The 22100-nt window shown below is 66.4% G+C and carries 22 protein-coding genes; 6 read left to right on the forward strand and 16 right to left on the reverse strand.

Annotation, left to right across the window (positions count from 1 at the left end):
* Positions 1-58: 58 nt before the first annotated feature.
* From HB634_RS22990 to HB634_RS22410, 4 genes are read left to right on the forward strand one after another with little or no spacing between them, the layout of a single operon-like run.
* The gene (locus HB634_RS22990; RefSeq protein ID WP_255548750.1) at positions 59-193 is read left to right on the forward strand and encodes a hypothetical protein; all 135 of its coding nucleotides are present in this window, start codon (positions 59-61) and stop codon (positions 191-193) included.
* A gap of 13 nt (positions 194-206) precedes the next feature.
* Positions 207-1226: a N(4)-(beta-N-acetylglucosaminyl)-L-asparaginase gene (locus tag HB634_RS22400; RefSeq protein WP_213950170.1), complete on the forward strand. Its 1020-nt coding sequence runs from the start codon at positions 207-209 to the stop codon at positions 1224-1226.
* Positions 1227-1228: 2 nt separating this feature from the next.
* The gene (locus HB634_RS22405) at positions 1229-1948 is read left to right on the forward strand and encodes a copper homeostasis protein CutC (protein WP_063572394.1); all 720 of its coding nucleotides are present in this window, start codon (positions 1229-1231) and stop codon (positions 1946-1948) included.
* 14 nt (positions 1949-1962) lie between these two features.
* Positions 1963-2478: a molybdopterin-dependent oxidoreductase gene (locus HB634_RS22410; protein WP_213950171.1), complete on the forward strand. Its 516-nt coding sequence runs from the start codon at positions 1963-1965 to the stop codon at positions 2476-2478.
* Positions 2479-2553: 75 nt separating this feature from the next.
* Here HB634_RS22410 and HB634_RS22415 read toward each other — a convergent pair whose 3' ends face one another.
* From HB634_RS22415 to HB634_RS22490, 16 genes are all read right to left on the reverse strand, one after another.
* On the reverse strand, positions 2554-3411 hold the full coding sequence (locus HB634_RS22415) for an energy transducer TonB (RefSeq protein WP_213950172.1): 858 nt from the start codon (positions 3409-3411) through the stop codon (positions 2554-2556).
* A gap of 38 nt (positions 3412-3449) precedes the next feature.
* A complete protein-coding gene (pdeM, locus tag HB634_RS22420; RefSeq protein WP_213950173.1) occupies positions 3450-4097 on the reverse strand; it encodes a ligase-associated DNA damage response endonuclease PdeM in 648 nt (215 codons plus the stop codon).
* Entirely contained in the window at positions 4094-6535 is a 2442-nt protein-coding gene (locus tag HB634_RS22425; RefSeq protein WP_213950174.1) for a ligase-associated DNA damage response DEXH box helicase, read from the reverse strand. The genes pdeM and HB634_RS22425 overlap by 4 nt, the downstream gene beginning before the upstream one ends.
* Entirely contained in the window at positions 6492-8087 is a 1596-nt protein-coding gene (locus HB634_RS22430; protein WP_213950175.1) for an ATP-dependent DNA ligase, read from the reverse strand. The genes HB634_RS22425 and HB634_RS22430 overlap by 44 nt, the downstream gene beginning before the upstream one ends.
* Positions 8087-9109: a ligase-associated DNA damage response exonuclease gene (locus tag HB634_RS22435; RefSeq protein WP_063573587.1), complete on the reverse strand. Its 1023-nt coding sequence runs from the start codon at positions 9107-9109 to the stop codon at positions 8087-8089. Before HB634_RS22435 ends, HB634_RS22430 begins: the two co-directional genes overlap by 1 nt.
* Positions 9110-9239: 130 nt before the next feature.
* Positions 9240-11003 carry an ABC transporter transmembrane domain-containing protein gene (locus HB634_RS22440; RefSeq protein ID WP_213950176.1) on the reverse strand — a complete coding sequence of 588 codons (1764 nt, stop codon included), beginning with the start codon at positions 11001-11003 and terminating at the stop codon, positions 9240-9242.
* A gap of 55 nt (positions 11004-11058) precedes the next feature.
* Positions 11059-11655, reverse strand: a complete 597-nt coding sequence (locus tag HB634_RS22445; protein WP_213950177.1) for a YigZ family protein — start codon at positions 11653-11655, stop codon at positions 11059-11061.
* Positions 11652-12482 carry a hypothetical protein gene (locus tag HB634_RS22450; protein ID WP_213950178.1) on the reverse strand — a complete coding sequence of 277 codons (831 nt, stop codon included), beginning with the start codon at positions 12480-12482 and terminating at the stop codon, positions 11652-11654. Before HB634_RS22450 ends, HB634_RS22445 begins: the two co-directional genes overlap by 4 nt.
* 1 nt (position 12483) lies before the next feature.
* Positions 12484-13038 carry an RNA polymerase sigma factor gene (locus HB634_RS22455; RefSeq protein WP_063573221.1) on the reverse strand — a complete coding sequence of 185 codons (555 nt, stop codon included), beginning with the start codon at positions 13036-13038 and terminating at the stop codon, positions 12484-12486.
* Between the two features lie 68 nt (positions 13039-13106).
* Positions 13107-14918: a VWA domain-containing protein gene (locus HB634_RS22460; RefSeq protein WP_213950179.1), complete on the reverse strand. Its 1812-nt coding sequence runs from the start codon at positions 14916-14918 to the stop codon at positions 13107-13109.
* Positions 14919-15006: 88 nt separating this feature from the next.
* Positions 15007-16497, reverse strand: a complete 1491-nt coding sequence (locus tag HB634_RS22465; protein WP_213950180.1) for a GGDEF domain-containing protein — start codon at positions 16495-16497, stop codon at positions 15007-15009.
* Positions 16498-16560: 63 nt separating this feature from the next.
* Entirely contained in the window at positions 16561-17232 is a 672-nt protein-coding gene (locus tag HB634_RS22470) for an NAD-dependent epimerase/dehydratase family protein (RefSeq protein WP_213950181.1), read from the reverse strand.
* A gap of 10 nt (positions 17233-17242) precedes the next feature.
* Positions 17243-18106, reverse strand: coding sequence for an SDR family NAD(P)-dependent oxidoreductase (locus HB634_RS22475; protein ID WP_213950182.1), 864 nt, complete (start codon positions 18104-18106; stop codon positions 17243-17245).
* A 74-nt stretch (positions 18107-18180) separates the two neighbouring features.
* Positions 18181-18756, reverse strand: a complete 576-nt coding sequence (locus HB634_RS22480; protein ID WP_213950183.1) for a TetR/AcrR family transcriptional regulator — start codon at positions 18754-18756, stop codon at positions 18181-18183.
* A 125-nt stretch (positions 18757-18881) separates the two neighbouring features.
* The gene (locus tag HB634_RS22485) at positions 18882-19616 is read right to left on the reverse strand and encodes an anti-sigma factor (RefSeq protein ID WP_213950184.1); all 735 of its coding nucleotides are present in this window, start codon (positions 19614-19616) and stop codon (positions 18882-18884) included.
* The gene (locus HB634_RS22490; RefSeq protein WP_213950185.1) at positions 19613-20170 is read right to left on the reverse strand and encodes a sigma-70 family RNA polymerase sigma factor; all 558 of its coding nucleotides are present in this window, start codon (positions 20168-20170) and stop codon (positions 19613-19615) included. The genes HB634_RS22485 and HB634_RS22490 overlap by 4 nt, the downstream gene beginning before the upstream one ends.
* Before the next feature lie 53 nt (positions 20171-20223).
* Between HB634_RS22490 and HB634_RS22495 the strand changes: the two genes are divergently transcribed.
* Together HB634_RS22495 and HB634_RS22500 are read left to right on the forward strand one after the other, a co-directional pair.
* On the forward strand, positions 20224-21075 hold the full coding sequence (locus HB634_RS22495; RefSeq protein WP_213950186.1) for a hypothetical protein: 852 nt from the start codon (positions 20224-20226) through the stop codon (positions 21073-21075).
* A gap of 65 nt (positions 21076-21140) precedes the next feature.
* A complete protein-coding gene (locus HB634_RS22500) occupies positions 21141-22100 on the forward strand; it encodes an acyl-CoA desaturase (RefSeq protein ID WP_213950187.1) in 960 nt (319 codons plus the stop codon).

Genomic DNA, 22100 nt, shown 5'->3' on the forward strand with positions numbered 1-22100 from the left:
GCGCCACCGACAGCCCATCCGCGGATCGATCCTCATCCTTGTGCTCGCGGTGTTAGCCATGCTGACGATCCTGGGCGCCATCCTGTCGCGGTCCGTCTATACGCGGTCGATGGCGCTGCAGGATGCCCGGCGCGGTGGCACCTCACACGTGTCGCATGCGACCATCGGGGAGGGCGCAAACGGTGCGCCGTAGAACGAGGATGTCCATGGACCGCAGACGATTCCTGCAGGGGGCGACGATCGCGTCCGGGGTGGCCCTTGCTACCAAGAGCCTTGCCAGGGGCGAGCCGCCGGCGGCATCGGGTGGGATGGTTCCGCGCGTCTGCTCCACCTGGGACTTCGGCGTCGCCGCCAATCAGGCAGCGTGGAAAGTCCTCTCGGGGGGTGGCCGCGCACTGGATGCGGTGGAGCAGGGCGCGCGCGTTCCCGAAGCGGATCTGCGCAATCACAGTGTCGGCCGCGCCGGTTATCCGGATCGCGACGGCAAGGTGACCCTGGACGCCAGCATCATGGACGAGCACGGCAACTGCGGCGCGGTGGCCGCAATGGAACACATCGCGCACCCCATTTCCGTGGCACGCCGCGTGATGGAACGCACGCCGCACGTGTTGCTCGTCGGTGACGGCGCCACGCAGTTCGCGATCGAACAGGGCTTCCCCCGCGAGGAACTATTGACCCCGGAATCGGATAAGGCCTGGCACGAATGGCTGAAGACGGCGAAGTACAAGCCGTCTGCCAACAGCGAGGTCAAGACCTATAATGCCGGTCCGGGCGGAACGCCGGGCGATGCAAGCAATCACGACACCATCGGCATGCTCGCGATCGACGCGAAGGGCAACCTGTCCGGTGCCTGCACGACCAGCGGTATGGCCTGGAAGATCCACGGTCGCGTCGGTGACAGTCCGATCATCGGCGCGGGTCTTTACGTCGATAACGATATCGGCGGCGCGACATCCACCGGCGTCGGTGAGGAAGTGATCCGCAACGTCGGCAGCTTCCTCGTGGTTGAACTCATGCGTCAGGGCCGATCGCCCGAGGATGCCTGCCGGGAGGCGGTCGAGCGCATCCTCCGCCGCAAGCCGGACGCGAAGGATCTCCAGGTCGGCTTCCTTGCCATGGACAAGAAAGGCAACGTCGGCGCGTGGGCAATCCAGTCCGGCTTCTCTTACGCGGTGTGCGATGCGAAGAAGCAGGACACCCTGATTCCCGGCAAGAGCACGTATTGACCATGGCTCTACTGGAAGTTGCCGCGAACTCGATCGCTTCCGCTTTCGCCGCGCAGTCCGGTGGCGCCGGGCGCGTGGAGCTATGTGCGAGCCTGGACGAAGGTGGCGTGACGCCGTCCCACGGCACGATCGCACTGGCACGGGAGGGTCTGGACATCCCTCTCTACGTGCTGGTCCGGCCGCGCGCGGGAAACTTTCTTTACGAGAACGCCGAGATCGAATCCATGCTCGACGACATTGCCCACTGCGCGGACCTCGGTTGCGATGGCGTGGTCGTCGGTGCACTGACCGCCGAGGGCGAAGTGGATGCCGAGGCCTGCCAGTTGTTCCTGCAGGCTGCCGGTTCGATGGGCGTCACCTTCCATCGTGCCTTCGATCTCGTCGCCGATCGCAGCGCGGCGCTGGAGACGGTGATCGAACTGGGCTTCGAACGTGTGCTCACCTCAGGCGGCATGCACAGCGCCGTGGCGGGTGCTTCGTCCATCGCGCGCCTGGTGGCACAGGCGGGCGGTCGCATCGTCGTCATGCCTGGCGCGGGCATCGAGCCCGACAACGTGGCCGCGTTGCGTAATGTGACCCGAGCACGCGAATTCCACGCCTCCGCCAAGCGTCGCCTGCCGTCCGGGATGCGTCGAACGCCCTCGGACGATCTCGGCATGGGCGGCGGTGAGATTCGTACCGATGAAGAAACCGTTCGTGCGCTGGTTGCGGCGCTGAGCTGAACTAGGGGAATCCCGTGAAGCGTCTCACCTACCGCCTTGCCGTCGCCAGCCTGATTGGCCTCGCAGCCCACACCTCGGCCGTCATCGCCGCCGAAAGCGTTCGTTATCTTGCCCCGGGTAAATCACCGGTGACCCTCGACGAGAAGTCCCTCGCCGCGATGCCGCGCGTGACTGTGCAGGCGGGTTCGCATGGTGACGCACCGAGCGCGTGGGAAGGCGTTGCGCTGGTCGAGGTACTGCGCGCCGAAGGTGCACCGCTTGGCAAGGCGCTACGCGGCGATGCGCTGGCGAACTACGTCAGAGTGACCGCGACGGATGGGTATCAGGTGGTCTTCGGGCTGGGTGAACTCGATGCCGACATGGGTGCGGCACGGGTCGTTCTGGTCGATCGGCATGAGGGGAAGCCACTCGATGAGAAGGACGGGCCGTTGCGGCTGGTCGTGCCGGGGGATCAGAGAGCGGCGCGTTGGGTTCGGAGTGTTTCGACGATCGAGCTGATCAGCGCGTCGACGCGGCCGCCGAAGCCTTGAGGCTGAGGCGACCTGCTTTCGCCGATGAATCGGCTCCTACCGAGCAGGAGCTAGCCGATTCATCGGTGATGCTTTTCAGGAGGAACTGACAGGCGTGAGCAGCTTCAGTCCGCTGCCGACGAGGGACAGCTGCCCGTCCGGTAGCGCGTCCGTGCTGCCGCTATCCTTGCGGTCTTCCTTTACCCAGTCAGCCGTTTCCTTCGGGCCCGGCACGTAGGCAGTCCACTGCCCGTACGTGTCGGCGGCGGCGCCATTGCGGTTGAGTCTGAACATCACCGGCGCGCGGACAATATAGAACGGGTCGTTCGCGTGCGGCCCGCTGCTCGGAATGTGGAAGGTCCAGTCCCTGGCCGCGAGTACGCTCGGACCGGCAAGGGCCTTGCGCCAGACGCGCATATCGGGATCGGATCCCACCACGCCCAGGTTCACCTGCTCGGCGCTGACATCGACCACCTTGCCGTCGTGTCCGACCTTCATCAACAGGATGACGACGCCCTCGACGCGATCGGTCACGGCGGCCATGGGATAGCCGGGCGCCTTTCGCTCGGCATAGCTGATCTGCTCGCCGTCCTTGTGTTCGTCACCGAACGTGGCACCCGCGACGCGGGCGACGAAGTCGCTGCTGTCGGCACCTTCACGACGCGCCACGATGCGCAAGCTCATGGGCGCTCGTGCATTGACGGCGTGGCCGTCACGCAGGACCGGCTCGAAACGCCACGCGGCAGCTGTGTTCTGGACCAGGCCGAGCACGTCGGCGGGCACTTTGTCTTTCTTGTCGATCTCATAGGAGGCCACGCTGCCATCCGGCGCGACGGTGACGCTGCCGGTGAGGATCATGCTGGCCTCGACGCGCTTGCGCACCGCACCGGGGCCGCCGGCACTCGCCACGCCGGCGATGGCCAGGGCTGCCAAACCAACGAATAGACGCTTCATGCGCTTCTCCATGTCAGGTGGTCCGCAAAGTATGCCAGCTAGCGTATGTCAGGAACGAGACCGGCTGGTGTAGCGGCCACAATCTGCCGGCCGGGGGCGGCGGTGACCTCGTAAAGTCCGGTGAGGGTGCCAAAGGCGGGCAACATGCCGACATCGCGGTCGAAGACGAACGCAGGCAGACGATGCCTGCGCCAGCCGTCGCGGATGACGACGCCGGGATGTACGTGGCCGGCCAGCGTGTACCCGGTAGTGTGCGGATGCGGATGGTGCGAGAACACGAACGGCGCGACATCGAGCCGGTCCGGGACCACGTCGATACCGAGCGAGCGAACATCGAAGTGGCGATCATGGTTGCCGGCGATCAGCAGCACGTCGATGTCCGCGTGGAAGCGGCGCCACGCACGCACACGGTCCACCCACGCACTCCGTTCCGTGGCGGCACCGTGGACGAGGTCGCCGAGGACGACGAGACGTTCCGGTGCGAACTCGTGAATCAGGGCATCCAGGCGTGCGAGGTCGTCGTCGGTGTCGCCACTGGGAACGGCGATGCCCGCGCGACGGAAGACGGCACCCTTGCCGAAATGCACGTCGGACACGAGCAGGGTACGCGCGGCTGCCCAGTACACCGCGCGCTGCGCGTGCAGCGTGAGGCGTTCACCGGCGACGACGATGTCGAGCGTCATCATGTGTCGGCATCCGCTTCGAGCGTGGCCCGCATGCGTTCGACGCGACTCTTCCAGTCATCGGTGGCAATGCCACCGCGCAGGCGTTCGACCCATAGCGGAAAGGCGAATGGGCTGAGTCGTTTCGGTTCGCGCCAGAGCAGGTGCGAGCGCGCGACCCGCAGCAGGCACGCGCGTAACCGCGTGTAGTCGAGTTGCTGGTCGAGCACCTCGCGCTCGGCTTGCCAGAGGAGAGGGTGGGTCGGGTCGTGCCGGCGCAGGACGTCGAACAGCAGGCCACTCGATACCTGGAGTTGTCGCAACGTCTTGCCCGCGGCGGGATAGCCGTTGAAAACGAGCCCCGCGACACGAGCTATCTCGCGGAACTGACGGCGAGCCAGTTCGGTGAGGTTGACGCTGGCCAGGATATCCGTGCGCAGGCGCGCCGGATGCAGCAACTGCCGCACCGCCTCGGCGTCGAGCGTCGGCATGCGCGCCGCCGTGAGGGCCAGGCCGTAATCATTCACCGCGTAACCATAGTCGCCGGGATGGAGGCGGGCGAGACGATAGGCCAGCAGGGCAGCGAGGCCCTCGTGCGCGAGGCGTCCAGCGAAGGGAAACAGGAACAGATAGTCACCCTCGCGCGTGCGGGTACGTTCGCATAGCGTTTCGTCGACGGCAGGAACGGCGGAGCGACGTCGCTGGATCGCGAGCAGGGGAGCGAGGGTGCGCATTTCGGCACTGTGCGGAGCGCCTTCGGCCAGGGTGCGGCGAAGTTCGTCCGAGAGTTCGCCGGAAAGCGGAAGGCGTCCGCCCATCCAGCGCGGAACACCGCCACGGCGGTTCGGTGCGGCGCGCACGTAGGCGGTCATGTCCCGGATGCGTACGAGCTCGAGATTGCGGCCCGCGAAGAGGAAGCGATCGCCGGGCCGGAGTCGCGACAGGAAGCTCTCCTCGACCGTGCCCAGTCGCGCACCCTTCATGTAACGCACCTGGAGGCTCCCGTCCGAGGTGATCGTGCCGATCGACAACCGGTGCATGCGTGCGATGCGTCCGCTCTCGACGTGATAGCGGCCGTCGGTTTCGACCAGCTTCCGGTATTCGGGATAACTCGCCAGCGCCGTACCGCCGGTGCGCAGATAGGCGAGCACGGCGTCGAACCGTTCACGGGGAAATTTCGCGTACGCGAACGAGGACGTGATCTCCGCATACGCCTCGTCCGCTGTGAAGCCACCACCAAGGGCCATCGTGAGGAGGTGCTGGGCAAGGACATCGAGACAACCGCGCATCGGGTGGCGTGGTTCGAGGTGATCTTCCGCGAGTGCGCGCCGGGCCGCGGCGATCTCCGCCAGCTCCAGCAGATGGGTCGGCACGCAGAGAATGCGCGAAGGCATACCCGGCTGGTGTCCACTTCGGCCGGCGCGTTGCAACAGGCGGGCAATGCTCTTGGGGCTTCCTACCTGCAGTACCTGCTCCACGCTGGAGAAGTCCACGCCGAGATCGAGGCTCGACGTCGCGACGACACAACGCAGCGTGCCCCGTCGCAAGGCCTCCTCCGTGGCGAAGCGCAGCTTCGGATCGATGGAGCCGTGATGCAGCGCGAGCGTCTCCAGCGGCTCTGGCCAGACCGACGCCAGCGCCTCGTGCCACAGCTCGGCTTGTGAACGCGTGTTGGCGAACACGAGACTTGTCTTTGCCGCGAGTACGGCGCCCAGCACGCGCGGCAGTTGCGACAGGCCAAGGTGACCTGCCCAGGGGAATCGCTCACCGCCTTCGGGGAGTGCCGTGTCGATATAGGTTTTCTTACGCGAGCTGCCCCCGATGAGGACGCCGTCGCCAGCCAGCGCGTGGAGTGCTTCGTCGAGGTTGCCGAGCGTCGCGGAAAGGCCCCAGCTGCGCAGTGCCGGCAGCCAGTGCCGCAGGCGCGCGAGACCGAGTTGTAGCAGGGTGCCGCGCTTGTTGCCGATGAGTTCGTGCCACTCATCGATGACGATGCCGCGCAGGTGGGCGAAACGCTCGCGCGCGTCGGGGTAGCTGAGCAACAGGGCGAGGCTTTCCGGCGTGGTCACCAGCAGCTCGCACGCGCCGCGGCGCAGTTTTGCACGTTCGGAACTACCGCTGTCACCGGTGCGCCGGAGCACTCGCCAAGGGAGCTCCATGGCCTCGACAGCAGCGGTGAGATGTTGCGTCGTGTCGGTGGCGAGCGAGCGAAGAGGCGTGATCCAGAGCAGTTGCAGCCCCGTCTGTGGGCGCAGTACCGCATCGATCAACGGCCCACCCGCGGCGGCGAGCGTTTTCCCCGTACCGGTGGGCGCATGGACGAGCCCGTTCCTGCCTTCCGCCCAGGCTCGCCATGCTGCCCGTTGAAACGCCGCTGGCCGCCGCTCCTGCGCGGCAAACCAGGCGACGAGACGGGCCTCAGCCCGTCGCCAGGCGGCGGAGGTCGTCGAGTTTGTCGGCATCGCGGATCGCGAGGTCGGTTCGCCAGCGGAGAATGCGCGGGAAGCGCACGGCCACGCCCGCCTTGTGTCGGCCGGAGGCTTGGATCGCCTCGAAGGCGAGTTCGAAAACGTGCGTCGGTTCCACCGAGCGGACGGGCCCGAAACGGTCGACGGTGTGCGCGCGGATCCAGCGGTCGAGACGGCCGATTTCATCGTCGTCGAGTCCGGAGTACGCCTTGGCGACCGGCACGAGTGCGTCGCCGTCCCATACGCCGAAGGTGTAGTCGGTGAAGAGTCCGGATCGGCGCCCGTGTCCCGGCTGGGCATAGAGCAGCACGGCGTCCACCGTGTAGGGGTCGACCTTCCATTTCCACCAGTCGCCACGTTTACGGCCGACACGGTAGGGCGAATCCAGGCGCTTCAGCATCAGCCCTTCGGTCTGGCGCTCGCGTGACTCGGTACGTACCGTCGTGAGTGCTTCCCAGTGCTCGGCTGTGACGGCGGGTGAAAGCATCAGTGTGGGCCCATGGCCGGCGACCAGCGCCTCCAGGGTGGCGCGGCGACGGTGGAGCGGTTGCTCGCGGAGATCGTTGCCACCGAACTCCAGCACGTCGTAAACCATCAGTCGCACCGGCGTGTCGGCGAGCAGCTTCGGGCCTGGCTTGAGCTTGCCGATACGTTTCTGCAAGGCGGCGAAGGGTAAGGGCTTATCGCTGTCGAAAGCCCACGCGAGGATCTCGCCGTCGAGGACGCAGCCGTCGGGAAGTTCGAGCGCAGCCCGCTCGATTTCGGGAAAGCGGCCATCGAGCCGCTCTTCACCGCGCGACCAGATGAGCGCGCCGCCGTCGCGTCGCATCAGCTGTGCGCGGATACCGTCCCACTTCCACTCGGCCAGCCAGTCCTTGCTTTCGCCCAGGCTGGCGACGTCGTGCTCCAGCGGTGAGGCGAGGAAGAACGGGTAGGGCCGTTCCCCGGCATGCTCGTCGTCGCGCTCGGGCCCGGCGAGGGCCTCGAAGGCGGCGGCGCCGGGTTTCCAGGTGCCGGTCAGGCGGTGTGCAATGAGGTCCGTCGGTAGCGACGACCACTGCGCGATGGCTTGCACGACGAGGCGGTGCGACACGCCGACGCGCAGCGAACCGGTCAGAAGCTTGTTGACGAGGAACAGCTGATCCCGAGGCAGCGCGTGCCACCATTGGCGAAGGACGTCCATTCGCTCGATCGATTCCAGCTTTCCAAGGGACGGCAGCCGCGTTTCCATCCACACGTGCAGTGGTGTGTCGTCGGCAGTTTCCTCGGGCGCCGGCAGCATCAGCGCTACCGTTTCGGCGAGGTCGCCGACATGCGCGTAGCAATCGTCGATAAGCCAGTCCGCATAGCCGGTTTCGGCAGCGAGGGCGAGGCGGAGCTCCGTCGACGTGGCGGTGCGTTTCAGTTTGCCACCGCCAAGGACGTACACCGCCCATGCAGCGTCTTCGGGCGGAGCGTTCCTGAAATACGCGGCCATCGCATCGCGTTTGGCCGACGTGGAAGCGGTGCGGTCGAGTGCCTCGAATAACACGGCAAAGCGGCGCATCAGTCGCCTTCCTCGCTGTCGCGCACGTCCGACACCGTGCCACCCAGCGAGCGCAGCGGGCGTGCATCGTGCCCGGTTTCGCGCAGATGACGAATGAGCGCTTCGCCATCGCCGTGCGTCACGTAGATCCGCTTCGCGCCACAGTCGCGCACGCTTTGCAGCAGACCCGGCCAGTCGGCGTGATCGGAAACCACGAAGCCACGGTCGTAGCCGCGACGGCGCCGTGCGCCACGCACCTGCATCCACCCCGAGGCAAATCCCGTGGAGGCCTTGGCGAAGCGACGCATCCAGGGCGAACCAGCGGCGGACGGTGGCGCCATGACCAACTCGCCGGCGAAATCCTTGCCTCGCGCGGACTCGCTCACAGCCTGGGTGGGAAGCATGCGAACGCCGGCCTCGCGATACGCCTCGACCAGCCGTAGCATCGCGCCGTGGAGGTGGACGGTGCGGTCGCTGCGCGCGGCGAGCTCGGCGAGAATGCGCTGGGCTTTGCCTAACGCATAGCAGAAGAGGACGGCGGGCACCGCGCGTTCGGCGCACTCTTCAAGCCACGCCAGCATGTCGTCGATAACCGCATGCATCGGCGGCCAGCGGTAGATCGGCAGGCCGAAGGTGGATTCGGTGACGAACACATCACAGGGCACGGGCTCAAAGGGCACGCACGTGGGATCGGGGTCGCGTTTGTAGTCTCCGGACACGACGGCGACCAACCCGCGTCCCTCGATCCGCACCTGTGCGGCGCCGAGCACGTGACCGGAAGGATGCAGCGAGAGGCGTGTGTCGCCCATCGTGAACGACTCGCCATACGCATGGTCGCGGATCGTCGCCGTCGCGCCCAGGCGTTCGCGCATGAGTCCGATGCCGGCGCTGGCAACGTGATACAGCTCGCTACCCGAACGCGCGTGGTCGCCGTGGGCATGAGTAACTACGGCGCGAGGCACCGGCAGCATGGGATCGATGAAGAAATCTCCCGCCGGGCAGTACAGGCCTTCGGGGCGCGGCAGAAGCAGATCGCTGTCCATCGCCGAACAGTAGGAGGCAAGTCGTCAACGCAGCGACAAGCTCCATGCAGGAGCCGATTCATCGGCGATAACCAGCCTGCCCCAACTCCCATCGCCGGCATAGCCGGCTCCCACACAAAGCTCGGACCCTTCAGGCCACGAACTGAAGCCTTGCCAGCTCCGCGTAAAGGCCGCCTTCACGCAATAGCGCCTCATGGGTGCCTTGGGCGACGATCCGTCCGCCGTCCATCACGACGATGCGGTCGGCGCGCTGCACGGTGGCCAGACGATGGGCGATGACCAGGGTGGTGCGGCCCTTCTCGAGGCGCTCGAGGGCGTGCTGGATAGCCGCCTCGGATTGGGCGTCGAGTGCCGACGTGGCTTCATCGAGCAGCAGCAGCGGTGCATCACGCAGGATGGCGCGTGCGATGGCGATGCGCTGCTTCTGTCCGCCGGAAAGACGCACGCCGCGCTCGCCGAGCAGGGCTTCGTAGCCTTCGGGAAGGGCCTGGATGAAGCCATCGGCTTCCGCCAACCGCGCCGCTTCGCGCACCTCGTCGTCGCTCGCGTCCTCGCGACCGAAACGGATATTGTTCGCGGCGCTGCCACCGAAGATCACGGTCTCCTGGGGTACCAGGGCGATCGCGCCGCGCAGTTCGGGAAGCGCCAGCGCACGCAGCTCGACGCCGTCGAAACGGATCGAACCCGATACCGGATCGTGGAAGCGCAGCAGCAGACTGAACACCGTGCTCTTGCCGGCACCCGAGGGGCCGACGAGGGCGACGGTTTCGCCAGGCGCGATCTCGAGATCGAAGTCGGACAGGGCAGCCACGTCCGGTCGTGAGGGATAACGGAATTCCACGTGGTCGAAGCGAAGCGCGCCTGTTACCGGCGTCGGCAGCGGCTCGGGCGCGTCGGGTGTGGCGATGCTCGCCTTTTCCGCGAAAAGCTCGCCAATACGTTCCATCGCACCGGCCGCCTGCAGCACGTCGCCCCATACTTCCGACAACCCGGCGACGGAGCCGGCAGCGAAGATGGCGTACACCACGAACTGGGTCAGCACGCCAGGCTCGAGTTCCCCGGCGATGACATCGCGAGCACCGGCCCAGAGCACCAGGGTAATCGCGCCGAAGATCAGCACGATCACCGCGGCGGTCAGCATCGAGCGCATGCCGATGCGGCGACGCGCCGTGGCGAGTGCGAGGGCGATGGCGTTCGCATAGCGACGGCTCTCGACCGGCTCGCGGGCATAGGCCTTCACCGTCTGCGCCGCATTGAGCGTCTCATTCGCGACGGCGGCGGCATCGGCCAGGCGATCCTGGCTGGTGCGCGACAGCTTCTGCACCCGACGGCCGAAGACGAGGATCGGCAGCATCACGGCGGGGATGACCAGGGCCGTGAGGCCGGCCAGACGAGGACTGGTCCAGGCCATGGCCGCTGCCGAGCCGATGAGCATGACGGTACTGCGCAGCGCCACCGAGATGCCCGAGCCGACCAGGGTCTGCACCAGTTCGGTATCCGTGCCCAGGCGCGAGGTGAGCTCGCCTACGCGGGTGCTTTCGTAGAAGCCGACATCGAGATGGATCACGTGCCGGTACAGCGTGCTGCGAAGGGCGGCGAGCGAGCGTTCGCCGAGCAGGGCGATGAAGAAGTAGCGCGCCGCGGTGGCAAGGGCGAGCACCACGGCGACCCCGAACAGGCCCAGGAAGGTCCCGTTGATCGTCGCCAGGTTCGAGGCAAGGAAACCCTTGTCGACGATATGGCGCAAGGCGACCGGAACTAATAGTGAGGCGCCGGAGGAAATGCCGAGGAAGACCAGCCAGCCGACGGCCAGGGCCTTGTGGGGCTTGAGGAAGGGCCAGAGATTGCGCAGTGCACCGATGTTCCGTGACTTCTCCCTGCGTTCGGTGGTCATGCGCCGCTCTTTGCTATGGTCATTCGCCAACGAATGGGGCCGGCCGGTGCAGTATTCAATCGAGCCGGCGCGGCTGGATGCGCCCCCGGCTGAGGTCGATCATGCGCGCGGCGATGGCGTCGAGGCGGTCCGCCGGGGCGAGCACGGTCAATTCCGCCCCGTCGGCGACGAAGATCTCCTGTTCGAGCACCCCGTCCATCTCACGGATCCGTGCCGTGACGAGCGCCAGCTCGGCGAAGTCGCAGTGGATGAACAGCCGACCCGTCGCGACGATCGCCACGCGAGGGGCGAGGCGCAGGCATTCCGCCGCCGTACCGCCGTAGGCCCGGGCGAGCCCACCCGCGCCCAGCTTGATGCCGCCATACCAGCGGGTGACCACGACGACCACACGGTCACAGCCCTGGCCGTCGATGGCCTGCAACATGGGGCGGCCGGCCGTGCCGCCGGGCTCGCCGTCGTCGTTGAAGCGGTAGGCGTCGCCGATGCGATAGGACCAGCAGTTGTGCGTCGCCGCCGTATCGCTGACGGTCTCGATGAAGGCGAGTGCCTCCGTGATACTGCCGACCGGCGCAGCCTGGGCGAGGAAGCGGCTCTTGCGAATGTCTTCCTCGTGCCGCCAGGGCGACGCGAGGGTTTCCAGCGGGGCGTTCAAGGGTTCAGGTCACGCAGGTCTTGGGGCAGGTCGTAGTGCGGATAGCGTTGGCGAAAATCTTTCAGCTCGCGCAGGGCCCGGGCACGGTCGCCGCTGCCCAGAAGGCGGCGGATTTCGCCGATGCGGTCGTCCGGACCGAGGCTGGCGGCGCTGTCTGCTTCGACACGCGCCGGGGCAGACATCGTCTGGCGCAGCATGCCGGAAGCTGCCGGACGCGCCATCTCGTACTGCTCTGACGCCGGTTGCTGCGGTGCCGGGGCAGGGGCGGCGGAGACGGTGACTGGCTCGGGAGCAGGCGGCGACGCCGGAGCGGATGGTGTGGGCGGCTCTGGTGGTTCTGGCGGTGCGGCGGGCGCCGACGGTGGCGGTGGCGCCAATACCTTCTTCGCTCCGAACGTAGGTATCGCGGTGCGAGCGACGTGTGCGCGTAGCGTAGGTTTCGCCGCTGAAGCGGCTCCCACAGAAACAGCAGGTTCGCGTGCCGCCGGTGTAGGAGCCGCTTCAGCGGCGATGCTCTTCCCCGCCAGCTTGTCCGCAGCAACCGGCCATGCGGCTGGGGCTGCGGCCGGGGCCATCGACCTTGGCGCAGGCTGCTGTTCGCGAACCTGCCAGGCGACGCCTACGGCGAGGACGAGCACCGCGGCGGATGCCATGGCAACGGGCCAGCGTGGACGACGATTCACCGGTGTCGCACGCGCGGCTTCGGCGAGAACGGCCGCATCGAGGGATGCGTCCGGTTCGACCTTGGGCAGGCGTGCGTACAGCGCGGCGAGTTCGTGCTCGTCGGGCAGATCGTCGTCGCTGGGCGGGGGAGTGGTCGGGTTCATGTCATTCGGCAACGAGTTCGCGGATCCGGGCCATGGCGTAGCGAAGCCGCGATTTTGCGGTTTCACGGCCCACACCGGTGACGGCGGCGATGTCCTCCAGGGAAAGTTCGTTCTCCATGCGCAGCACGAAAGCCGTGCGCTGTTCGTCGGGCAGGCTCTCGATGGCGCGCTGCATGCGCCGACGCAGTTCAAAGTCCGACAGCGCGTGCTCGGGTTGTTCGCGTTCGGGTGCGGCCTGTGTCGCAAATACGGCTTCGGTTTCCTCCGCACCGGCCTGTGGCCGTTGCTTGCGGAAGCTGTCGATCGCCAGGTTGTGCGCGATCTGCAGCAGCCACGTGCTGAACTTCGCTTCGACACGATAGCGCTGACGGGCCGCAATCACACGGCTCCAGGTTTCCTGGAAGAGCTCGTCCGCGGCCGCGCGATCCTTCACTGTCTTGAGGAGGAACCGGTAGAGCGGGCCCTTATGCCGCGCGTAGAGTTCCGTGAAGGCAGCCGCGTCCCCTCCCGCCCAGGCGAGCATCAGTTCGCCATCGTCGGCCAGGGGTGCATCCATGGCCGGGGAGGGTAAGGCATTCGGGTGGTATTCGGCGATGGGCAGGGTCGTGGTTCCGTTGGATCGCCTCAGCGAATAAACGCCCCGGCCACCGGCTGCTCGGTCTGCATCCCGCCCGCCAGCGCCGCCAGCCTCGCCATACGCGCGCGGTAGCCGCCCTCGTCCTTTCCAATCGCCTCACGTGCCAGTGCGGCCACCTTGTCGTACCCGAAGCCATCGACGTATTTCCCGCCACGCAGGTTCTCGGCGAAGGCGGCCACCGCGGCGGCGAAGCGCAGTCGTTCGCTGGGTGCCGTGGCGACGCGTGCGGACAGCGGCTCTTCGATCAGCTTGCTCGTGTCGCCATCGGGTGCCTTGTAGCGAAGACGGAGGAAGCCCAGCTCGTTGCCTTTCGCCGCAGTTGGCGCCTCGCTGCCGTAGCGCAGGGGATCGATTCGAGCGCCTGGCGCACCCTTGAGCGTGATCTCGTAGAGCGCGGTGACATTCGCCCCGGCGCCGATCTCGCCCGCGTCGACGGCATCGTTGTTGAAGTCCTCACGGGCCAGTACGCGCTTCTCGTAACCGATGAGGCGGTATTCGGCGACCACTCCCGGATTGAACTCGACCTGGATCTTCACATCCTTCGCGATGGTCATCAACGTGGCCGACATCGCGTCGACCAGGACACGCCGGCCCTCGTCCAGGCTGTCGATGTAGTGATGACTGCCGTTACCGACATCGGCGAGTTCCACGGCCATTTCGTCGTTGTAGTTGCCCTCGCCAAAGCCGAGCGTAGTCAGTGCGACGCCGCTCTTGCGCTTCTCGGCGATGCGATCCTTGAGTGCCTGCACACCGGTCAGGCCGACGTTGAAATCGCCATCCGTCGCGAGGATGACGCGGTTCACGCCGCCCTTGATGTAACCCTTCGCCGCCTGCGCGTACGCAAGATCGATGCCTGCGGCGCCGTTGGTGGAACCGCCGGCACCCAGTGCATCGATGGCGGCGGTGATTGTCGCGTGCCGATCGCCCGGCGTGGAGGGTAGTGCCACGCAGGTGGCACCGGCATAGGTCACCAGTGAGACGCGGTCCTGTGCGCGGAGCTTCGGCACGATCTGCTTCAGCGACGCCTTCAGCAAGGGGAGCTTGTCGGGCTCGTCCATCGACCCGGAGACGTCGACGAGGAAGACCAGGTTGGCAGCGGGGATCTCGCTGGGTGGCACCTTGTAGCCCTGGATGCCGACCATCAGCAGCTGGCGGCTGCTATTCCACGGCGCGGTTGCCAGTTCGGTGGTCACGCTGAAAGGCCGCGAGCGGTCCGTCGGCGGTGCATAGCCGTAATCGAAGTAGTTGATGAACTCTTCCGTTCGCACGGCGTCCGCGGGGGGCAGGCGTCCTTCGTTGAGCATGTGTCGCACGTTGGTGTACGAGCCGGTGTCCACGTCGATGCTGAAGGTCGACACCGGGTCGTCGGCGGCGAGGTGCACCGCATTAGCGTCGCGATGTCTGTAGTTGTCGCGATCCTCAGGCTGGGCTGGCGCGAGCCCGAGGACGACCACGCCCCCACCGACCCGCGGCCGCATGACCTGGGACTTTGCCATGGCCGGCGAAGCAGCGACCCGGCCGATCGCATCCGCTTCCGCGACCGGTTCGGGAGCCGGCGCCGCGGCGGGCGCAGGCAGTGACATCACGCGCGCCACGGGCGCGACCGGCCGCGCGACCATCGGGATCGGAAAGGGGCGTCCGGGCCCATAGCCGCGAACGGCTTGCTCGCAGGGCGCGTCGTTGATAACGGCGGGCTCAGCCGCCACGCGCTGGCGGGAGGATCCATCGGAAGCGGCGCTTCCCGCGGCGGCGACCAGCCCGGCAAACAGCAGGGGAAGGGTGATGCGTAGCGTATTCATCGTGCGTGGCCTCGTGGGGGACATGCAGATGAAACGTGGCCCGCGCGAAAAGGGGTTAAATCGCGTTCGACGATATGTCCGGGACGACTCAGGCGCGCGAGGGCTCCAGCCGCGCATCGCCTTGCGCGCCGATGCGGTTACGTCCGGAATTCTTCGCTCGGTAGAGAGCGCGGTCGGCGGCGTTGAGCAGATCCAGCGGGCCACCGTTGGCATTGGCCAGCAAGGTGGCGACGCCGATGGTGATGGTCAGCACGCCGAACGGGCTCAGCGGATGCACGATGCCTTGCGCTTCAACCTGCGAACGCAGGTCTTCGGCCAGTGCCACCGCGTCGGGCAAGCGGGTGCCGGGGGCGATCACGGCGAACTCCTCGCCGCCGAAGCGGGCGATGAAATCGCCGGCACGCAGGCCGCGACCGGAGAGCACGGAAGCCAGGGCACGCAGACAATCGTCGCCGGCAAGATGGCCATAGCGGTCGTTGTATTCCTTGAAGAAGTCCACGTCGACCATCAAAAGGGCGATCGGCTCTCGCTGGGCGGGTCGGTGCCATTCGCGCAGGAGGCGTTCGTCCAGCGCGCGACGGTTGGCCAGCCCGGTCAGGCTGTCGGTGAACACCAGCCCCTGCAGCTCGTCGCGGCTGCGCGAGAGGCGATATTCCTCCTCGACGAGATCGACCTGGGCCAGCGTACCGCGCAGGCCGATGCCGATCACCGCGGCGATCGCGCCACCGATACCGAGCGACGGATAGACCGGAATGACCATCAAGCCGAAACCCAGCACGCTCATGGCGAGGAAGGTCGGACTGGCGCTCTGCACGAAGCGGATCAGATACACCGGTGGGTGCCAGTGGCGCTGGGGTTGCCGCGTCATCGTGACGATGAATAGCGCGAGGAAGGGCAGGTCGAGCAAGGCATCCCAGGACGACGTGCCGAAGTCGGGATGGCCGTTGAGGGCGACGTAATGGTTGTACGAGAAACCGGATATCGCGTACACGACGAAGAACGCCATGACCGCGCGGAAAAACGCGTGATCGTCGGCGCGGTCGGTGGCGACGAAGCGCAGCAGCGCGGCGACGGCCAGGCACACGTTCTCGAAGTCGAGCATGTAGGCCACGTCGACGGCTTGCTGGGGGCCGACCGCGCCTTCCAGGGTCACGATGGAGAACGTGCGGATGTAAAACAGCACGCCGAGGAGGCCAGCCAGCACCAGGTCGATCGCCATCGCCCACTTCTTGCGTGCCGCGACCGGTGCGGAGGAGACGGCGACGAGCACCGGCAGCACGTACAGGATGTAGAAGAACATGCTGTCGCCGGGAGCGGGGTTGGAATTGTCCAGCACGTAGTTCTGCCTGGCCGACAGCGACATGCCGATTGTCCATAACCCCAGGCTCGCCAGCAGCAGCCACCAGCGGTGGTCGCGAGGGGTGCCTGACCGCATCCAGGCACGCCACGCGCTACCCATGGCAAGGGCGGCGACCGAGAAGAAAAACGTGTACGAGATCGCCATGCCGCTGGCGGGCAGGACGGCCAGCGCGGCCGCGTGGGCTGCGACGATGGCCGCCGCGGCGATGAGTGCTTTCATGGCGTGCCTCCCCCGACCTGCAACGCACTCATCATATCGGCCGTGGAAGCAAGAAGTTGAGGTTTACTTCCGCCGCACCACCTCTTCGATGTCCTGCGTTTCGAGGACGGTCTTCGGATAGCCGTGCCGTGCCAGCGCGAGCAGGGCACGGCCGATCGTTTCCGTGGTTGCCACCTTATGCGGCATGAGTGCCCGGAAAAGGGGCAGTATCGGGGCCAGTAGCGGGTAAATCATCCGGTAGGCAGGCGTGCGGGATCGCGCGCCATGCCTGGCCTGGATGATCCCGGGCCGGATGACGTGGGTGCGTTTGAACGGTAGCCGTGCCAGGGCATTTTCGGTACGTCCGCGGACCCGAGCCCACATCGTTTTGCCGGATTCGCTGCTATCGGCACCGGCGCCGGACACATAAACGAAGGACATGCCAGGGTTCAATCGGGCCAGCGTGGTCGCAGCGCCCAGGGTCATGTCGTAGGTGAGGTGCGTGTAGGCGGCCTCGTCCATACGGAATGAGCTCACGCCAATGCAGAAGAAGCAGGCATCGAAACCGCCGAGACGATCCTCGATGGCGCGATAGTCGAAGAGGTCGGCGTGGACCAGGTCGGTGAGCCTGGGATGGCTCTCGCCGCTGGGTGATCGCCCGATGGCGACCACCTCGCTCACGTCGGGCGCCAGCAGGCACTCGCGAAGCACACCCTGGCCGACCATGCCGGTGGCACCGAACAGCAGGATCCTCATGGGTGTGTCCTCAGTAGGCAGGAAAGGCGGGAAGGGCGGCGGTGGCGCCGATATCGGTCGAGCGACTGATCGCCAGCCAGCGCTCATCGGTTTCGCGACGTGCCTGCTCCGCCTCGCCCGCGTACTTCGCCGCGTCGCTACCCAGGAGCAGGCGGACCGGTGGACGCGGATGCGCGGCAAGGCGAAGTACCACCTCGGCGACACGCACCGGATCGCCGGTCTCGTTACCGGCGTACCCGGACAGCATGTTGCGGAGGGCACCTACCGTGCTCTCGTAATCGGGCAGGAAAGGCGGGAGGTCAGCGCCCGCGCGGCGCGCCCAATCGGTGCGCATGCCACCCGGCTCGATCGCCGTGACGTGCACGCCCAGCGCGCCGAGCTCAGTGGCGAGCACTTCGGAAAGTCCGCCGACCGCCCATTTCGCGGCCTGGTACGCCGACATGCCGGGCATGCCGATACGGCCACCGACAGAAGAGACGTTGATGACACGGCCGCTGCGACGCTCGCGCATGTGGCTGACGGCGGCGCGGGTGAGGTTGACGACACCGAACAGATTGGTCTCGATCTGCGCGCGGTAGTCGGCAGACGACATCTGTTCGAAGGGAACGAGCTGGCCGTAGCCGGCGTTGTTGACCAGCACATCGAGCTGGCCGAACGCGTCGAGCGTGAAGCGTACGGCGTCGATACACGCGGCCTCGTCGGTGACATCGAGCGCCGTGACTTTAAGCGTCTCGGGGAAGCGGCTGCGGAGATCGTCGAGCGTCTCGACGCGTCGCGCGGTGGCGACCACGCGATGGCCAGCGGCGAGTGCCGCTTCGGCGATATCGCGACCGAGACCGGCGCCGCTGCCGGAAATGAGCCAGACCTGTGACATGGAGAATCCTCGTTATAGTGAGTGAGTACACACTCGATTAATGGCTCAGGAAAAACCTGGATGGAAAGGGCGACTCAGGCGGACCCGATGGCGCGCCAGATGGCTTCGAAGCCGGCCCGCCGGTAGTCGCTGGCTTCAGCGGTGTTCTTTGCCATGAATTGCAGGGTCGTTTCCGCGACGGCGGTGATGATGCCGGCCATGAACCCGATCGGTTGCCCGTGACGCAATACGCCCGACGCCATCCCCTCGTCGAACAAACCGGCGATATCCCCGAAGACACGTTCACCTTCGACGCGCGTGGCCGCCGTAATGCGCTCGGACACCGTGAGCTGGGACATCGCGACGCGAAGGGCGGGTTCGGCCATGCCCCAATCGAGGTAACGATTCCAGACATGTTCGAAGCGCTCTTCGATCGGGGCACGCGAGGGATAGCCCTCATACATCGTGTCGCGCAGGCTGTTTTTCGCGCTCAGGTAGAGCTCGTTGAGCAGGATGTCCTTGTCGGCGAAGTAGGTGAAGATCGAGCCTTCGGCCACCCCGGCCCGCTTTGCGATCAGCGCGGTCGGGGCGCCCATGCCGCGTTCCGCCACGGCTTGCGCGGCGGCGGCGAGGATGGCGGTCCGTTTTTCTTCGCTTTTGAGGCGGGCCATGGGGTATCTATAATAAGTGAGTGCTTGCTCATTATGGAGGCGTGTCGGGATATTGCAAGCACCCCATCGCCGATGAATCGGCTCCTATAAGGAGCTAACAGCAATGAGCGACGCTGTATGAAGCGTCAGGCGGCGCGGATGGCACCCTTGGCGATGACCGGACCGGTGGGCTGACCGGTGGGAGAGCCACCGACCGGTTCCAGGGAGACCGCGAGCGCGGCTGTCGGGCCGAGGCGGTCCAGGAGCGCCTTGGCCAGATGGAAGCGCTTCGGATCGCCGGGCGGGAAGACGCCGACGGAAATCGGTGCGCCGCCGGCCGGAATCAGCCATAGCTCGGTGTTGCGGTCCGAGGCGACGGCGGCCGGGCTGGCCGGCACGACGAGTAACTCGGAACGGTCGATGTCCATGGTGGCCGTCCAGCCGGCAACGCCGTTGTCGCCGGCGATGGTGGAGACCATGAGGACCGAGGGATGCATGGCGACGGGCGGAGGCAACTGCCGGGTCATGGTGATCACCAGCAGGCAGGCGGCCACCGCCGTGGCGCCGACGCCGATCCAGCGCCACAGGCCCAGACTGTCCCAGACACTCGTGCGGGGACGCGACGATTCGCGTGACGGCGTGCCCGCGTCGAAGGCGAGGCGACGACGGATGCCGGCCCAGACATGGGCGGGAGGCGCGATGTCGGTGATTTCCAGGGCCAGTGGCGTGACGTGGCGCTGCCACAACGCCACGGCCGCCGCGGCCTCGGGGCTGGTCTCGACTTCCCGTGCCACCGCGGCTCGCGCGTCGGCATCGAGCAACCCGAGTGCGTACTCGGCGTAGCGCAGGTTGTCTTTGTCGGATTCGAAGGTGCTGTTCATGGATTAAGGCACGCCCTGAGTTGCAGGAGACCGCGACGAATCCAGCTTTTCATGGTGCCCAGGGGCACCTTTGCACGTTCCGCCAACTCGTTATACGTAGCGCCGCCAAAAAAAGCTTCACGAATGGAGCGGCGCTGCTGGGTTTCCAGTTCGGCCAGGCAGGCCTGCAGATGTCGATACTCCTCGTCGCTCTCCGCGCCATGCGCTGGGCCGGGGCCGTCGTCGACGAGGGTCTCCCAATCGACCTCGACCGGACGCAGGTCGGGACGCTGGCGCAGCCGGTCGATGGCCTTGTTGCGGGCGACGGTGACTAGCCAGGTCAGGGCGCTGGAGAGTTTCGCGTCAAAACTGCGGGCGCGTTTCCAGACGGTGACGAAGGCTTCCTGAAGCACCTCTTCGGCCTCCTCACGGTCGCCCATCAGCCGCACGCAGACGCCGAACAGTCGCGATGAGGTGCGCCGGTACAGCTCTTCAAACGCGCGCTGGTCTTCCTCCGCGGTACGTTGCAACAGTCGATTCAGCTCGTCGCGATCGGCGGGGCTGGTGGCTGGCATGCGTGGGTCCTTAAGGCGGGCGGGCGGTCGAACAGTGCAGGCCGATCTATAACATGACCGTGGTGAGCACGTCGCGATCCGCATCCGCCCTTCACATCTTCTCGTATCCACTGTCACGCATTACCGCCGAGGACGAGCACTCCGTGAGGCTACTTTCATCCGCTCCGATGGTCCCCTTCGCCGCGGCCGCCTGCCTGGCCAGCGCCTCCGCCCCTGCCGCCACCGAGCGCTTTGTCGGCGATGCGTACGCGCCCGACAACGGGCAGCTGTTGTACCGCGAGGTCCATACGGTCGGTACCGGGCGCCAGGTGGTGCAGTACCAGTGCCCCGACGGGAAGGCGTTCGCGCGCAAGGTTCTGGAGGGCGGTGGCACGGTCATCGGTCCGGACTTCAGTTTTGTCGATGCGCGTAACGGCGACGCGGAGGGCGTGCGCTCGAGCGGGGGCACCCGCAGCGTTTACGCCAAGCGTGGCGCGGGTGGAGAAGTCGCCAAGCCCCTGCCGGACAAGAAGGACGGCGTGATCGACGCGGGCTTCGACGTTTACGTCCGTACCCACTGGGATAGCGTTGGCAAGCGGGGGGACGGTATTCCCTTCTTGTTGCCGGGCCGCTTCGCCTTCTACGACGTGCGCCTGGTGGACGGGCAGACCAGCGGCGGGGTCCGGCGCATGACGATGAAGCTCGATGCCTGGTACGCCTTCGCGGCACCCACGGTCGTGCTCAGTTACACCACGACCGACCGCACCCTGCGCCGCTTCGAGGGCATGGGCTCGATCCGGGGGGAGAACGGCAAGCTTCGTCCCGTACGTATCGAATTTCCGCCGGACAAGCGCGAAGGCAACATCGCCGACGCCGCCGTGGACGAGGCGCTGGCCACGAAACTCGACGGTCGCTGCACCATCTAGGCCAGGTTCGTGCATCCGTAACCCGTAACGCCCCGTATAGGTAAGGGAACACCACGGGAGCCCGCATGAACGTCCGCCTCAACGCCACGCCCGAGTCACCCCCGGTGGCACTTCGCGTCGGTACGCTGCGCCGATGGTTCGATACCTCTGGCGCCGCGTCGGTCGACGCATCCCGGGGTGACCGTATCGACTGGCTCCGTGCGTCGCCGTTCGTGGTCATGCATCTGGCGTGTATCGGGGCCCTCTGGACGGGCGTGTCGACTGTGGCGATCTGCGTGGCGATCGCCCTGTATGCGGTCCGGATGTTCGCCCTGACGGCCTTCTACCATCGCTATTTCTCGCATCGTACGTTTCGCACGTCGCGTCCGGTGCAGTTCTTCTTCGCCCTGATCGGCGCGAGTTGCGTACAGCGGGGCCCGTTGTGGTGGGCCGCTCATCATCGCCACCACCATCGTCATACCGACACGCCGCTGGATCCCCACTCGCCGGGCGTTCATGGGTTCCTCTGGAGCCACGTCGGCTGGTTTCTGACCCCCAACGGGTTTCGTACCGAGATCGAGCGCGTCCCCGACCTGGCGAAATATCCGGAGCTGCGTTGGCTGGACCGCTACGACACGGCGGTCCCTGTACTGCTCGCCGTCGCGCTATTCGGCCTCGGCAAACTTCTTGAGCATGTGGCGCCGGGCCTCGGCACCACGGGTTGGCAGATGCTGGTGTGGGGCTTCTTCATTTCCACCACCATCCTCTTTCATGCCACGGTGACGATCAACTCGCTCGCGCATCGCTTCGGTCGCCGACGCTTCGATACCGCAGACGACAGCCGCAACAACGTGTGGCTTGCACTGCTGACGTTCGGCGAAGGCTGGCACAACAACCATCACTTCTTTCCCGGCACCGTGCGTCAGGGCTTTCGCTGGTGGGAAATCGACATGACGTACTACGGTCTGCGCGTGATGGCGTGGCTGGGTCTGGTCCATGACCTCAAACCTATCCCCGCCTGGGTCGCCGCGAAGGCGAGGGGCTGA

Source organism: Luteibacter sp. dw_328 (genome assembly GCF_018449605.1).
In the GTDB taxonomy this organism is placed as follows: domain Bacteria; phylum Pseudomonadota; class Gammaproteobacteria; order Xanthomonadales; family Rhodanobacteraceae; genus Luteibacter.

Bases quoted from the DNA above. Each gene is read 5' to 3' on its own strand.
- HB634_RS22990 (WP_255548750.1), top strand. From the start codon at position 59: ATGCTGACGATCCTGGGCGCCATCCTGTCGCGGTCCGTCTATACGCGG.
- HB634_RS22400 (WP_213950170.1), top strand. From the start codon at position 207: ATGGACCGCAGACGATTCCTGCAGGGGGCGACGATCGCGTCCGGGGTG.
- HB634_RS22405 (WP_063572394.1), top strand. From the start codon at position 1,229: ATGGCTCTACTGGAAGTTGCCGCGAACTCGATCGCTTCCGCTTTCGCC.
- HB634_RS22415 (WP_213950172.1), bottom strand. From the start codon at position 3,411: ATGAAGCGTCTATTCGTTGGTTTGGCAGCCCTGGCCATCGCCGGCGTG.
- pdeM (WP_213950173.1), bottom strand. From the start codon at position 4,097: ATGATGACGCTCGACATCGTCGTCGCCGGTGAACGCCTCACGCTGCAC.
- HB634_RS22425 (WP_213950174.1), bottom strand. From the start codon at position 6,535: ATGCCGACAAACTCGACGACCTCCGCCGCCTGGCGACGGGCTGAGGCC.
- HB634_RS22430 (WP_213950175.1), bottom strand. From the start codon at position 8,087: ATGCGCCGCTTTGCCGTGTTATTCGAGGCACTCGACCGCACCGCTTCC.
- HB634_RS22435 (WP_063573587.1), bottom strand. From the start codon at position 9,109: ATGGACAGCGATCTGCTTCTGCCGCGCCCCGAAGGCCTGTACTGCCCG.
- HB634_RS22440 (WP_213950176.1), bottom strand. From the start codon at position 11,003: ATGACCACCGAACGCAGGGAGAAGTCACGGAACATCGGTGCACTGCGC.
- HB634_RS22450 (WP_213950178.1), bottom strand. From the start codon at position 12,482: ATGAACCCGACCACTCCCCCGCCCAGCGACGACGATCTGCCCGACGAG.
- HB634_RS22455 (WP_063573221.1), bottom strand. From the start codon at position 13,038: ATGGATGCACCCCTGGCCGACGATGGCGAACTGATGCTCGCCTGGGCG.
- HB634_RS22460 (WP_213950179.1), bottom strand. From the start codon at position 14,918: ATGAATACGCTACGCATCACCCTTCCCCTGCTGTTTGCCGGGCTGGTC.
- HB634_RS22465 (WP_213950180.1), bottom strand. From the start codon at position 16,497: ATGAAAGCACTCATCGCCGCGGCGGCCATCGTCGCAGCCCACGCGGCC.
- HB634_RS22470 (WP_213950181.1), bottom strand. From the start codon at position 17,232: ATGAGGATCCTGCTGTTCGGTGCCACCGGCATGGTCGGCCAGGGTGTG.
- HB634_RS22475 (WP_213950182.1), bottom strand. From the start codon at position 18,106: ATGTCACAGGTCTGGCTCATTTCCGGCAGCGGCGCCGGTCTCGGTCGC.
- HB634_RS22480 (WP_213950183.1), bottom strand. From the start codon at position 18,756: ATGGCCCGCCTCAAAAGCGAAGAAAAACGGACCGCCATCCTCGCCGCC.
- HB634_RS22485 (WP_213950184.1), bottom strand. From the start codon at position 19,616: ATGAACAGCACCTTCGAATCCGACAAAGACAACCTGCGCTACGCCGAG.
- HB634_RS22490 (WP_213950185.1), bottom strand. From the start codon at position 20,170: ATGCCAGCCACCAGCCCCGCCGATCGCGACGAGCTGAATCGACTGTTG.
- HB634_RS22495 (WP_213950186.1), top strand. From the start codon at position 20,224: ATGACCGTGGTGAGCACGTCGCGATCCGCATCCGCCCTTCACATCTTC.
- HB634_RS22500 (WP_213950187.1), top strand. From the start codon at position 21,141: ATGAACGTCCGCCTCAACGCCACGCCCGAGTCACCCCCGGTGGCACTT.